We start from the raw sequence: 13,743 nt of genomic DNA on the forward strand, positions 1-13,743 counted from the left end.
ATTAATCATTTTAAATGATAGTATTAATTTTTTTGTAGTATTTTTGGAAAATTTATGCTTATAATATGTTTTTAAAGAGTAAAAGGGATTATGTTAATTATTAGTTTTATTGGTTTGTTATTTTTAAATCTTTTTAGTTTGTACTCTCAAGGAATAGTTACCAATAAAGATGCTCAAGAAGAGTTTAAATGGGCTCTTAATTCCTATAATAATGGAATTTATGATGATGCTCTTTTATCTTTTAAAAAAATTTTAAGCTTTGATCCTAATAACCTTGATTATCATTTTTGGACCGGCAATGTTTATTATAGATTGGGTTATGTTGAAGAAGCTTTAATGGAATGGAGAAATTTAAAAGATCAAGGCTATAAGGTTCCTTATCTTAGGCATTTGATTTCTACTATTGAGCAAAGGAGAGGTATTTTTTCAAATTACGAACTTAATTTTAAAAAACTTGTAAAAGTTGCTTCTCTTGATAATTCTATTTATAAAAGGCCGCATGGGTATCAAATTACATCTTTGAGGGCTGATAAACACGGTGGGTATTATGCTGCCAACTTTGTAGGTAATGAGATATTGTATTTTGATGTTAATAATAATGTTAATGCTTTGGTTAAAGATGGATTTAGTTATTTAAAATCACCCTATGATATTGTTGAAGCTAATAATTTGCTTTATGTGACCCTTTATTCAAGTGATGAAATCGGTGTTTACGACAAAGTTCTTGGAGTTAAAAAGAGATCTATTGGGAAAAAGGGCACAAAGGATGGCGAATTGCTTGCTCCTCAGTATATGGCTATTGATAAGAGAAGCTATATTTATGTGAGTGAATGGGGAAATAAAAGAGTGAGTAAATTTGGACTTGATGGCGATTTTATTCTACATTTTGGTCACAGAACATCAGGTTACAGGGGCCTTTTAGGCCCCACGGGTGTTACTTATTTGAATGAAAACATTTATGTTGCAGATTCTTTGAGAAATACCATTGAAGTTTTTGATACTAGCGGCAATCATTTATATTCAGTTTTTACTTCTATTGAAGGGATAGAGGGTCTTAGTAGTGATTCTCCTGGCAATAATGTTATAGTATCTTCAAAAGATGGTGTTTATAAGTACAATATTGCTAAAAAGACAATTACAAAAATTTTAAAAGCAGATAAATTGAATTCCAAAATTTCTTCATCTATTTTGGATGCTAATAATCAGATGATTGTATCAGATTTTAATGATGCCAAGGTTTCAGTTTACAAAAGCGATTCAAGTCTTTATGACAGTTTAAATGTTGATGTTAGAAGAATAGTTAGGCTTGGGGGGCCTAAAATTTATGTTGAGCTTAATATTAGCAGTAAAAGCGGGTTGCCGGTTGTTGGGCTTAAAAGTGAAAATTTTTCGATTGCAAATGAAAATTATTACATTGTCAATCCCAAGGTTGCGTATAATGTAAATGCTTCAAAAGATATTAATATAGCGGTTGTTTTTGATAAATCTTCTTATATGAAAAATTATGATTTAGATCAAATTGTAGGTTTAAATGCTTTAATAGAATCGTCAAAAAACAAAAACTTTAGTTTTATAAATGCAACAAATGTGCCCATTATAGATAATATTGAAAGTTTGACAAATAGCATTAAAAACACAAGTTCTCTTGGTCCTTATAGTGCGGATACTGTAAAAACAGATGTTAGTTTGAAGCTAGCAGGTTCTGGACTTATGTCAAAAAGCTCAAGAAGAGCAGTAGTTTATTTTAGTGGTGGTATTTTAAATCGTAAATCTTTTGAAAAGTATTCTTTAGATACAATAGTAAGCTATTATAAAAATAATGATATAAGGTTTTACTTGATATTGTTTGGTAATAATCCTGTTAATAGTAAGCTCCAGTATTTAGTTAATGAAACAGGTGGTGCTATAATTCCTTTTTCGTCTTACGAAGGAGTATCCAGAGTTTATGATTTAATTTTAGAGCAAAAAACAGGTACTTATTTGCTAGAATATTATTATCCTGGCCCCCAAGAATCTAATAAATATTTTAATTTATCTGTTGAAGTAACTATGAATCAACAGACAGGAAGAGGAGAGTTTGCGTATTTTATTAATTAGATTGCTATTTGATTTTATTAGAGGGTTAAGCTATGGGACTTAATGCGGGGATTGTGGGACTTCCCAATGTAGGTAAATCTACCTTATTTTCATCGTTGACATCGTCTAAGGTCGAGATTGCCAATTATCCTTTTTGTACTATTGAGCCAAATATGGGAATAGTAGAGATTCCTGATGAAAGACTTTTAAAAATTGCAGAGTATATTGTTCCACGGAAAGTTATTTCTGCTGTTATGGAGTTTGTGGATATTGCAGGTCTTGTTAAAGGAGCATCTACAGGTGAAGGACTTGGTAATAAATTTTTGGCTAATATTCGAGAAGTTTCTCTTATTATTCATGTTGTAAGATGCTTTGAAGAAAAAGAGGTTATTCACGTTAATAATGATGTTAATCCCGAGAGAGATATAACCACAATTAATGTTGAACTTTGCTTAGCAGATCTTGAGACTGTTCAAAAAAGCCTTCAGAAACAAGAAAAAAATGCTAAAAGCACTGATAAAAAAATTAGTGAATCTTCTAAGGCAATTGTTTTAATGCTAAAAAGGCTTGAAGATCATTTAAGTAATATGAATCCTATTGTTGATTTTAAATTTGATGATTTTGAATACGACTTTATTAAATCGTTAAATCTTTTGACTTTTAAAAAAGTTTTGTATGTTTGTAATGTTGATGAAAATTCACTTAGCGGTAATAAATATACAGATATTGTAAAAAATATTGCCTTAAAAGAAGGGAATGATTTTTTAATCTTATGTGCCAAAATTGAGGCCGAGCTTGCCGAAATAAAGGATATATCTTATAAAAATGAAATGTTAGAATTATTTGGAATAAATGGTGGCGGTCTTAGTAATTTAATTAAAAAAGCTTATTATGCTTTGGGACTTAGAACTTATTTTACAGCAGGTTTGCAGGAAGTTAGAGCTTGGACATTCAAACAGGGTATGAAAGCCCCTAAAGCTGCTGGAATAATTCATAGTGATTTTGAAAAAGGTTTTATTAAAGCGGAAGTTTATTCTTGTGAAGATTTGTTTAAATTCCAAAGTGTTCAGAGGCTAAAAGAGAAAGGACTTGTTAGAATTGAAGGTAAAGAGTATCTGGTAAGAGATGGAGATGTGATCTTTTTTAAATTCAATGTTTAAATTTATTTTATGTTATGGATAATTTATTTTTCAGCAATATAAAGTTAGTTAGTTTGTTTGTTTTTAATATTGTAATTTGTTGGCTTTATTTGGTTTTGTATGATACAGGGTTTTTTTACTTTGTTGTGACAATTCTTTTAGTAAATTTTTTTATAGTTCTTTTTTATTTAAGGTATTTTTGTTTTATTTCATTTAAGGGCTTTAAGGTATATTATAAAGGTATTTTTTTAAGTTATAACTTTGGTTTTGATGACATTATCTCGTTTGAGAAAAGATTATCCGATAATGTTTTGATTTTGAAATTAAAAAATAAAAAAAAGATTAAGGTTTGTTTTTGGATAGGTAATGGTTCGAGTGAATTTTTCAAAGAGCTTAAATTAAAAAGAAAAGATTTGTTTATTCCAAAATTGGAAAATTTTCCAATAAGATATTATTTGTCTTATGCCTATCTTTGCATGTTTTTGGCTCGAATTATGATTAGTTTATTTGTCTATTATATTTCGCTAAGCAATATATTCATTTTTTTATTTATTTGTTTTATTGACATTAAAGTTTTATTGGGTGATTTTTCAGTTATTAGCAATATAGTGTTGTTTTACGAATTTAGGAAAGATTCAATTTATGAAAGGAAAATCTTTAAAAGTGAAATTTATTTTTATAAATTTTTTGAAAAAATTTTTATTGCTAGAGAATTTGAATTTAACAATAAAAATTACTTATGCTTTTCTTATAAAGGAAATAATCTGACTAAAAAAGTATATATTTTGAATAAAAAAATTTCTTATTCCATGCAAAAGGTTTTTGATTACATAAATCAAAACTATTCTACTGAATTAACCTAATCTTTGATTGACTATATTTAAATTAGTTGGTATATTAAAATTATTGTTTAATAATATTAAGGAGTATCATTTGAGAAAAAATGCATCTGCATTGAAGCGCTCTCGTCAAAATTTAAAAAGAAAAATTAGAAATGTAAGTGTAAAAAGTGAATTAAAAACAATAGAAAAACGCTGTATCAGTATGATTAAGGCGGGCAAAAAAGACGAAGCTATTGAATTTTTTAAATTTGTTGCAAAAAAGCTAGACACTGCTGCTAGAAAGCGAATAATTCATAAAAATAAGGCTGCTAGAAAAAAATCTCGTTTAAATATTTTGCTGTTAAAGCAAGGAAATTAGTTTATGTCTTTTTCAAGAAGACCAAAGGTTACTAAGTCAGATATTGTTGATCAAATATCTTTGAACATTAAAAATAATAATCTAAAATTAGAAAAAAAATACATAAGACTTGTAATAGATGCTTTTTTTGAAGAGCTTAAAGGTAATCTTTGTTCTAATAATGTTATTGAATTTAGATCTTTTGGTACATTCGAAGTTAGAAAAAGAAAGGGCCGTTTAAATGCTAGAAATCCTCAAACAGGGGAATATGTTAAGGTCCTAGATCATCATGTTGCGTATTTTCGTCCGGGCAAAGATTTAAAAGAGAGAGTGTGGGGTATTAAAGGTTAAATGCCGATTAATATGATAGATTCTTATAAATGGGATTGCAAGCTAGATTCTAGTTTAACTTTTAGAGGAAAATTAAAATTTGAAGGAACTTTGTATCTCGATTCCTCTTTTGAAGGTGAAATATCTTCGAAAGAGGGTGTGCTTTTTATTGGCAAAAACAGCAAAGTTATTACCAATGTGATAACTTGCGATACATTGATAGTAGAAGGAATTTTGAAAGGCAATGTAAATGCTGCTAGTAAGGTTTATTTAAACAGCGGTTGTAAAATATATGGGGATGTAAAGACAAGAAAAATATTTATTAATGATAATATAATTTTTGATGGTAAGTGTGAAATGATAAAGTCTAATGAAATTGTAGATTTATTTTCTTTCACTGTTTCACAAATAAAAGATACTTTACAATAGGGTCGGTGTTTTTTATTAATTAATAATAAGTAGATTTTTATAAAATCCTTTCTCAAAAATTTAATTCGTAGAGGAAATTATGGATAAAAAAAATGTTGGATTTGATTTAGAAAGTGAAATGAGACGATTAGATGTTTCTAAAGAGTTTAAGATTGAAGATAATTTGAAAAAAAAAGTGGTTAAAGTTGTTGCCAAAAAAGATTCTGCATCTAACGTAATAAAATCTGCAGATTTAAGTAGTGCTAAGGATTCAAACGATATAGTATTTTCTGAGTTTGATTACGATATTCCTGCTTCAGGTTTAGAAAATAACATTAAAACTTTGGAGCAGAGTAATATCATAAAATTTTTTAATGGCAAAGATTATGTAGAGATTGAAAAACTTTATGACAAGCCAATTACAGAGGTTAGAAAAATCGTTGAGGGTCTTGGAACTAATCATACTATTGCTGTAACGATGAAAAAAACAGAATTAATATTTTTATTGGTAAAAATATTAAGTGAGAATAGTATTAATGTTTTATTTACAGGCGTGCTTGATGTGCTTAGTGATGGTTATGGATTTTTGAGAACCGCATCAAATTCTTATCTTTCAGGAGGTAATGATGTTTACGTTTCTCCTTCTCAGATTAGGCTTTTTAATTTAAGAACCGGTGATATTTTATATGGCCAAATTAGATCACCTAGAGATGGTGAGAGATTTTTTGCCATGGTTAAGATTAAATCTATTAATAATCAAGATCCTACATTTGCTCAAAACAGAATACCTTTTGATAATTTAACCCCTCTTTATCCCAATATTAAATTAAATCTTGAATATGAAAATTGTAATATTTCTACAAGGCTTATTAATCTTTTTTCACCTATAGGTAAGGGGCAAAGAGCTTTAATAGTTTCTCCTCCAAAAGCGGGAAAAACTACTTTGCTTCAAAAAATAGCTAATGCAATAACTACTAATTATTCGGATGTTATTTTAATGATATTGCTTATTGATGAGAGGCCAGAAGAAGTTACAGATATGATTCGTAGTGTTAAAGGCGAAGTGATTGCATCTAATTTTGATGAGCAAGCTAGTAGGCATGTTCAGGTAGCAGAGATGGTTATTGAAAAGGCAAAAAGGCTTGTTGAAAACAAAAAAGATGTTGTTATTTTGCTTGATTCTATTACAAGGCTTGCAAGGGCTTATAATCAAACTATGCCAACTTCTGGTAAAATTTTATCGGGTGGGGTAGATTCCAATGCTCTTCATAAGCCTAAGAGGTTTTTTGGATCTGCTAGAAATATTGAGGAGGGGGGAAGTTTAACTATTATAGCTACTGCTTTGGTAGATACTGGGAGTAAAATGGATGAAGTTATTTTTGAAGAATTTAAAAGTACTGGTAATATGGAATTAATTCTTGATAGAAGTTTAGCAGACAGAAGGCTTTTTCCCGCTATTAATATTAAAAAGTCAGGCACCAGGAAAGAAGAGCTGCTGCTTAGTGAAGAGGAGCGTTCTAAAATTTTACTCATTAGAAGAATACTCAGTGGTGTTGATGATTATGAGGGAGTTGAAGTTCTAATAGAAAAGATGAAAAAAAGCAAAAATAATGAAATCTTTTTAAAGACAATGAGCAATGGTAATTAAATTAATTGACATTATTTTTAATGTCAATTAAACTTTAGTGAAGGTTAAGAGGAAGGTTTTATGAGAAAAGGTTTACATCCTAAAAATAATTTAGTTGTATTTAAAGATGGATCAAATGGAGCAATGTTTTTAACTAAATCTACTTTGAATTCAAAAGAAACTATTAAATATGTTGATGGAAAGGAATATCCATTGATTACTGTGGAAATTACAAGCAAATCACATCCTTTCTATACCGGCCAACAAAAGTTTGTTGACGCAGCAGGAAGAATTGATAAATTTAATAAAAGATATAAGAAATCTTAAAAATTATTAATAAATTTTTTTTACGTTATATTCTTTTCCTATTAGTTTTTCTAGATTGTTTTTTTCTTCTTCATATTTTTGGTTATTTACCAAAGATGTAATGCTATTGTGTTGTCTTATTTGTGCTAGAACCTTTTCGGATATTTCTTTTATATCTTGAGGTGTAATTGTAAAATAAGCATCTCTAGTGGCTTGTCTTAAATCATCGCTGATATTTAGCATTTTTCTTCTATAGCTTTGCAAAGCTTCCGTAGCTTTAGTTTTTACATAGATGTTGGTTCCTATTAAACCTATTAAATAGGTATAAATCTCCCCACTTGTCATTTTATTATTAGCTAATTCTTCCAAAGAGTTTTCGAAAGCCTGATATGTTTTGATGAAATTGGGATCTCTGTATGATGCAAAAGAAAAAATTCCATTAGCGATTGATGCGCTTGCTCCATATGCACCGCCTATTACCCTTATTTTTTCCCAAAAAATTCCACTTCTCAATATATGTTCTAAAAAATTTGCTTTTGGATAATTCTCATCGTTAATTTTGTAACTAGGAAAACATATAGCATTAAAAGCCACTTTTGATTGGATAATTATTATTTCTTTTAATGCTTTGTTGTTTGTTTCGATATTTAACAAGCCATCGCAATAATTATTCTCTTTTAGGCTTTCTTTTAGAGTAAATAATTCATTTTCCAAGTTTTTAAGAATATCATCAGTGTTTCCCGTTATTAGTGCAGATAAATTGTTTTTTAAAAGTATTTTATTTTTTAGATTATCTAATTTGTTTGCGATTTCTTTTAAAGATTCTGTATCGGTTTTTGCTTTTTGCCAAAATTCTCTACCGGTTATCCCATTTTGTAATTCCTTTAGGTATTCATTTAATTTTAACTTTGATTTTGACCTTAATATTGCTAAAAGATGCCCCTTAGGTATTAATAAGGATTTAAAATCGTTTTTTAAACTTAGTGTTATTTCTTTTAGTCTTTCATAGTCATGGAAGTTAATATTAGTTAAAATTTCTTTTATCAGCTCAAATGATTCTTTAATTTTATGGTTAAAGGATTTAAAGCTAATATTAAATGAATTTAAAATGTTTCCATTAATATCCTCGTCGCAACTCTCAGATATATTCATTTGTCCTAAAGTATTTTGTATTTTATTGTTAATATCTATGTAAGAATAGGTTTTTGTAGATAAATCTTGTAGAGCTCTTTTGAATAAAGATAGATATACATAATCTTCTTTCTCTAAGAAATTTAGTTTAAAAAATAAGTTTACGTTAAAAATATTGTTATTCTTAAATTTAAAAGAATGTAAATTTAGTTCTTTTATTTCATTAAGATCCAAACTTTTTTCTATTTGTTTTGGCAAATCTTCTATTTTTAGTAAGGGAAGTTTTGCTATATCTGCTTTAGAGTCTTTTTTGTTTTGATATTTTTTAAATTGATTAAAATCTTTTTTAAATTGTAAAAATTTTTCTGGATTTTGTTTAATTTCAATTTCTTTTGCCATTAATTTTTTTTCAATCTCTTCTTCCATTTCTTTTTCTGTATCATGTGATGGAATGAAGCTTATTAATGTGTAATGATTGTTAAATATTAGGTATTTTTCGATTAAATTTTCGAAGTAATAAATTCCTTTTTTCAGTTTATTTGTAATTTCATCTATATAGTAACTCGTTTGTAGTGTTTTGACTGGATGCATTCCATTTAGCCATCCTTTAAAGCTTTTTATCATTAAAGCAATAGGCAGGTTTTGTCCTTTTTCTTCTTTTAGAGCGAATTCATATCCAAAAAGAATTCCTTTTATTAGCTCTTTTGGAATTTTATTTTTTACTAAATTTTTAAGTTCATTAAAAATTAAATTTTTAAATTCTTTTTCTTTTTTTTCAACAACATTTTGAAGTCCAAATGAAAATACGGATTCCTTTAAATCCGTATTTATTCCGCTAATATGGGCTATATCTTCGCCAATTCTGCTTTTTAAGATATTGATTGTGAATGAACAAGAATCATCTAAGAGTATTTCTGATAGAATTTCAAGACCAATGCTGTCTTCAATATTGTTAATTTCTGTGCAAAGCCAATTTATTGTATATACTCCTCCCCCAAGAGTATTATCGTTTTCTTTAGGAATTTTGTATGTTAAATTTTTCCCCTTTTCCCATCTTTTAACGTTTTCTATGTCGATATTGATATGGCTTTTTTCTTTGTTATAAGGCCTTATTATATATTTTTCAATGAAATTTAGATTTTTTTCGGTTTGAATGTTACCACATAAAAATATTTTGCAGTTTTCAAGTGTATAATATTTTTTATAAAAATCTAAAAAACTTTCATAAGTGAGGTCAATAATATTTGTTGGAATTCCGCCTGAGTCGTATTTATATCCCCCTTCTTCAAAAAGAGAACTACTTGCTATTTCGTTGATTAGAGAATTTTTATTTGAGTAGCTACCTTTCATTTCATTGAATACAATTCCAGATACTTTAAAATCTTTTGGATTTATATTGTATCCTTCTTGCATAAATGATTCTTTTTTAAGTAATGGGTGAAATATAGAATCAGCATAGATATTAAATAAGTTAAAATAGTCTTTTTCAATTGTTGATGCTGCTGGGTAGATGGTTTTGTCTGGAAATGTCATTGCATTTAAAAATGTATTTAGACTTCCCTTTAATAAGTAAAGGAATGGATCTTTTATTTTATATTTGTTAGAACCACAAAAAATTGTATGTTCTAAAACATGCGCAACTCCAGTATTGTTTGAAGGTATTGTTTTAAAAGCTATGCAAAATGCATTTTCTTTAAAAGAGTCACTTTTTAACTGAAATACTTCAAGGCCGCTGTCGTGTTTAAAATAAGATCCCTCTGCATCATATTCTTCTAAATAAGTTTTTGAAATTAGTTTGAAAATTTTTTTCTTTTTCATTTATGTCTTTAATCCTTTTTTTATTTTACAAATTGTGCTATTTCGCTTGCATTAAATTCAAATATGTTTTGCAGCTCTTCTGTGTCGTCTAGTTTAAATGTATATTCAGGGAATCTAATAATAATTTTTTTGTTTTCAAAGTAAATTACTGCTTGCTGTAAATCAAATAATAATTCGTTAGGTAAAATTTTTTCTTGAATTTTTTTTGTGAAAAATGGGAATGCTTCATCTGTTTTAATTATGTCGTCAATATTATGAATATAATTTCCATTATCTTGAATGTAATAGCTTCTGTAATTTGTAATAGGGGTATCATTGATTTCTTGAGTTGAAATAAGTATTATTGTATAAGTATTATATCCGTGATAAATTTCATAGTCTATTTTTAAGCTGAATTTTTTATTCTCGGGTTTAAGCTCGTTACTAACAATATCAAGTCTTGTTACAATTTGATTTACATATTCATTAAGCTCAATATTTAGTTCCTCAAGATTTCCTTTTTCTTTTCCTTCAATTATTAATTTAGGTATTCTAATGTTGTATTCAAAAAATTTTAATTCTTCTTTTGAACTCATTGAAGTGATTATTAAAGAATTCATTTTGTTTATATTTGAGTCAATATTTTTGAAATTTATTTTTGTCAATTTTTTTGTACATCCGCTAAAAATCATTAATGTAGATATTAATACAAAAGTTGCTTTTATTGTTCTTGGATTTAGCATGCGATGATTTCTCCCTGTATTATTTATTTTAATCCTGTTATAAGATATTATATAATAACCTTGATATGAATTAATATTGTTTGTAATTTTGTTTAAAAATTTCACTTAATTTTACTTATGACATATCGTAGGAGATAAGATGCTTGATCTGAAATTTATTAAAGGCAATCTTAATCTTGTTAAGAGAAGCATTAAAGCAAGAGGGCTTGTTTTAGATATTGATAAATTAATTTGTCTTGATGATAAGAGAAAAAAAATAATCACCAAAATTGGTGAGCTTAATGCAAAAAGAAATGACAATTCCTTGAAAATGCGGGAAAATCTCAATGAGGAAGTAAAAATCTCTTTAATAGAAACCGGAAAGATTTTAAAAAAACAGCTTATTGATCTAGAAAAAGAGCTTGAGAGAGTATCTTTTGATTTTGATCTTGAAAATAAGCGAGTACCTAATATTTTGTCTCCCGATGTGCCTATCGGTAATAGCGAAGAAGATAATTTTGAAATAAAAAAAGTGGGAGTTGTTCCAAATTTTGATTTCAAGCCAAAAGACCATTTAGAGCTTGGCAGAGATTTAGACCTTCTAGATTTTGACAGAGCTCGTGAGGTTAGTGGTAGTAAATTTTATTATCTTAAAAATGAAGCCGTTTTTTTAGAAATCGCTTTAATTAATTTTTCTTTGAATAAATTAAGAGAAAAAGGTTTTGATGTTTTTATTACCCCCGATGTTGCAAGAGAGTTTATAGTTGATGGGATCGGTTTTAATCCTCGTGGCAAGGAAAGCAATATTTATAAAATTGAAGATACAGATAAATATCTTGTAGGTACCTCTGAGATTACGCTTGGTGGTTACTATTATAATAAAATAATAGATCTCACTTTACCAATAAAAATGGCGGGATTTTCACATTGTTTTCGAAAAGAAGCTGGAGCTTATGGTCAGCTTTCAAAGGGTCTTTATAGGGTTCATCAGTTTAGCAAGGTGGAGATGTTTTGTTTTTGCAAAGCAGAAGAATCTCAGGTTGTTCATGATGAATTTTTAAGCATTCAAGAGCAAATTTTTGCTGAGCTTGAGATTCCTTATAGAGTTTTAAATATTTGTTCTTTTGATCTTGGTTCGCCAGCTTATAAAAAATATGATATTGAAGCGTGGATGCCTGGAAGAGATGGCAAAGGTGGCTATGGGGAGGTTACTTCAACGTCAAATTGTACAGATTATCAGTCAAGAAGGCTTAAAATTAGATATAAAGATCAAGATGGGCAAAATAAATTTGCACACATGGTAAATGGAACAGCAATAGCTACAACTAGAGTTATTATTTCCATACTTGAAAACTTTCAGGATAAAAAGGGGGGAGTTAGAATTCCTAAAAACTTGGTTAAGTACACAGGTTTTGATTACATTCCTTTTAAGAATTAGAATTTAGTATTTTTTCAGGCAAGGTTTCCATGGCTTTTAATAATATTTCATGTTTTCTTAAGTTTTTTGGAAATGGTGCTGTTAAATTTTGCCTAAATTTTTTAGCTCCTTCTTTGGAAAATGTTATTCCCATGAGATGTTTAAATAATATATTTATTGACAAATAATTTTCGTATTCTTTAATATATTCTATCATTTGCATCAATATGTCTTTTCTTGTGGGAATTTTATCAGTTTCATTTAAGAATTCCCTTGCAGCGTTTGCAATAAAGTATGGATTTTCAAATGCACTTCTTCCAATCATGACAGAATCAACAGCAGATAAGTGTTTTTTAATTTGATCTGAGTTATTGATTCCCCCATTTATCTCAATAAACAAGTTTTTATTTTCTTTTTTAAGATTATATACAAATTCATGTCTTAATTTTGGAATATTCCTATTATTCTTAGGAGAAAATCCCGTTAGTATTGCAACTCTTGCATGTACAATAAAATTTTTAATACCAAAATCTGAGATTATTTTGACAAAGTTTTTTACTTCAGAGTAACTTTCATTTTTGTAATCACTTGATAAAAGCCTTATGCCCAATCTATGTTTGATTGAAATAGGCTTATTTGTATTTTCTTTCATTGCTTTTAAAATTTCGCCTACTTGATTGGCATTGTTCATTAGACAAGCTCCACAACTTGCATTTTGGATTTTTATAGATGGGCATCCAACATTAAGGTTATATTCATCAAAATTGAAGTGTTTTTCAAGAATTTGAATAGCTTTAAGAGCATCATTTTTAGAGCTTGTTGCTATTTGAATTGCAATTGGAGATTCTAAAGGGGTTTGTTTTAAAAATTTTTTTACATCACCCATAATTATTGACTTTGCAGAAATCATTGGAGTATATAATGCAACTTTTTTCGATAAAAGTCTTATTAAATATCTGAAATGCTCGTCTGTAATGTTTACCATTGGGGCTATTGATATTTTTCGATTCATTAACATTGTATAATATGTTAAAATAAACGAGCTAATTTAACAATTATTTGTTTTTATTTTTAGAAGGAGTTGTTATATCTTTGTAAGAAAAAATTTGTTTTTTGTTATTTTTTAGAGATTAAAATTATCTAATTTGAAAAACTTTTTTATTAAATTAGGATTTAATAATGACTATTTGTGTAGAATGGGGTTTGTGGTTTTTGATGAACAGGATTATAAAAAACTTTTGCTATAGGTATAATATGTATGTTTCTTTAGTTGTTAATGCGGTTGACGTTGAGAAAATTAAAGTAGTAGAAAAAAATATTGTTGAGCTTTGTAATCAAGGTTTGTTAATTAATAATGATGGAGGTTCAAGGTATTATTTTTGATAAAATTAATGATATGAAGTTCTAAATATTAGTGGATTCAATCAGAACTGCAGAATTGACAGCTTTGGAATTTTCAAAACATTTTATTTTTAAATTAGGTAAAATTAAAAATGCAAATCAAGAATATTTTGAATTTTTTTCAGTTGATGGAAGCTTTGTTAATCAAAAGCTTTATCCTCAAAAAGATTGGGGATCGTTACAATCATTTCTTATTATTTAGATTAATAT

At 28.0% G+C, this 13,743-nt stretch carries 14 protein-coding genes; 11 read left to right on the forward strand and 3 right to left on the reverse strand.

The genetic code is table 11. The annotated features are described in order from the left end of the window. The first annotated feature begins 90 nt into the window (after positions 1 to 90). The 8 genes from QIA41_RS03100 (at position 91) to QIA41_RS03135 (ending at position 7,086) form a co-directional block, all read left to right on the forward strand. The gene (locus tag QIA41_RS03100; RefSeq protein WP_320292567.1) at positions 91 to 2,097 is read left to right on the forward strand and encodes a hypothetical protein; all 2,007 of its coding nucleotides are present in this window, start codon (positions 91 to 93) and stop codon (positions 2,095 to 2,097) included. Between the two features lie 32 nt (positions 2,098 to 2,129). Beyond that, positions 2,130 to 3,236: a redox-regulated ATPase YchF gene (gene ychF / locus QIA41_RS03105; RefSeq protein WP_320292568.1), complete on the forward strand. Its 1,107-nt coding sequence runs from the start codon at positions 2,130 to 2,132 to the stop codon at positions 3,234 to 3,236. A gap of 14 nt (positions 3,237 to 3,250) precedes the next feature. Continuing rightward, positions 3,251 to 4,078: a hypothetical protein gene (locus QIA41_RS03110; protein WP_320292569.1), complete on the forward strand. Its 828-nt coding sequence runs from the start codon at positions 3,251 to 3,253 to the stop codon at positions 4,076 to 4,078. Between the two features lie 70 nt (positions 4,079 to 4,148). Next, positions 4,149 to 4,415, forward strand: coding sequence for a 30S ribosomal protein S20 (rpsT, locus tag QIA41_RS03115; RefSeq protein ID WP_320292570.1), 267 nt, complete (start codon positions 4,149 to 4,151; stop codon positions 4,413 to 4,415). 3 nt (positions 4,416 to 4,418) lie between these two features. Beyond that, positions 4,419 to 4,745 (forward strand): HU family DNA-binding protein, encoded by a 327-nt coding sequence (locus QIA41_RS03120; RefSeq protein WP_320292571.1) that lies wholly within the window; start codon positions 4,419 to 4,421, stop codon positions 4,743 to 4,745. Continuing rightward, complete coding sequence (locus QIA41_RS03125) at positions 4,746 to 5,153, forward strand: bactofilin family protein (RefSeq protein WP_320292572.1); 408 nt, start codon at positions 4,746 to 4,748, stop codon at positions 5,151 to 5,153. It abuts the gene before it with no gap. A gap of 79 nt (positions 5,154 to 5,232) precedes the next feature. Next, the gene (gene rho / locus QIA41_RS03130) at positions 5,233 to 6,780 is read left to right on the forward strand and encodes a transcription termination factor Rho (protein WP_320292573.1); all 1,548 of its coding nucleotides are present in this window, start codon (positions 5,233 to 5,235) and stop codon (positions 6,778 to 6,780) included. A gap of 60 nt (positions 6,781 to 6,840) precedes the next feature. Then, on the forward strand, positions 6,841 to 7,086 hold the full coding sequence (locus tag QIA41_RS03135; protein ID WP_320292574.1) for a type B 50S ribosomal protein L31: 246 nt from the start codon (positions 6,841 to 6,843) through the stop codon (positions 7,084 to 7,086). A gap of 6 nt (positions 7,087 to 7,092) precedes the next feature. On the opposite strand, the gene QIA41_RS03140 is transcribed toward QIA41_RS03135, so the two are convergent. Beyond that, entirely contained in the window at positions 7,093 to 10,014 is a 2,922-nt protein-coding gene (locus QIA41_RS03140; RefSeq protein WP_320292575.1) for an insulinase family protein, read from the reverse strand. A 20-nt stretch (positions 10,015 to 10,034) separates the two neighbouring features. Further along, positions 10,035 to 10,736 (reverse strand): hypothetical protein, encoded by a 702-nt coding sequence (locus tag QIA41_RS03145; protein WP_320292576.1) that lies wholly within the window; start codon positions 10,734 to 10,736, stop codon positions 10,035 to 10,037. Between the two features lie 139 nt (positions 10,737 to 10,875). On the opposite strand from QIA41_RS03145, the gene serS reads away from it, so the two are divergent. Beyond that, positions 10,876 to 12,153 carry a serine--tRNA ligase gene (gene serS / locus QIA41_RS03150; protein ID WP_320292577.1) on the forward strand — a complete coding sequence of 426 codons (1,278 nt, stop codon included), beginning with the start codon at positions 10,876 to 10,878 and terminating at the stop codon, positions 12,151 to 12,153. Here serS and dusA read toward each other — a convergent pair. Further along, a complete protein-coding gene (dusA, locus tag QIA41_RS03155; RefSeq protein ID WP_320292578.1) occupies positions 12,143 to 13,150 on the reverse strand; it encodes a tRNA dihydrouridine(20/20a) synthase DusA in 1,008 nt (335 codons plus the stop codon). The two genes, serS and dusA, sit on opposite strands and share 11 nt — an antisense overlap. Positions 13,151 to 13,386: 236 nt before the next feature. Here dusA and QIA41_RS03160 point away from each other — a divergent pair, with 236 nt between their 5' ends. Continuing rightward, positions 13,387 to 13,515, forward strand: a complete 129-nt coding sequence (locus QIA41_RS03160; protein ID WP_418909354.1) for a hypothetical protein — start codon at positions 13,387 to 13,389, stop codon at positions 13,513 to 13,515. Between the two features lie 31 nt (positions 13,516 to 13,546). Then, complete coding sequence (locus QIA41_RS03165; protein WP_320292580.1) at positions 13,547 to 13,735, forward strand: hypothetical protein; 189 nt, start codon at positions 13,547 to 13,549, stop codon at positions 13,733 to 13,735. Positions 13,736 to 13,743 lie beyond the last annotated feature (8 nt).

Source organism: Borreliella sinica (assembly GCF_033969665.2).
Taxonomy (GTDB): Bacteria; Spirochaetota; Spirochaetia; order Borreliales; family Borreliaceae; genus Borreliella; species Borreliella sinica.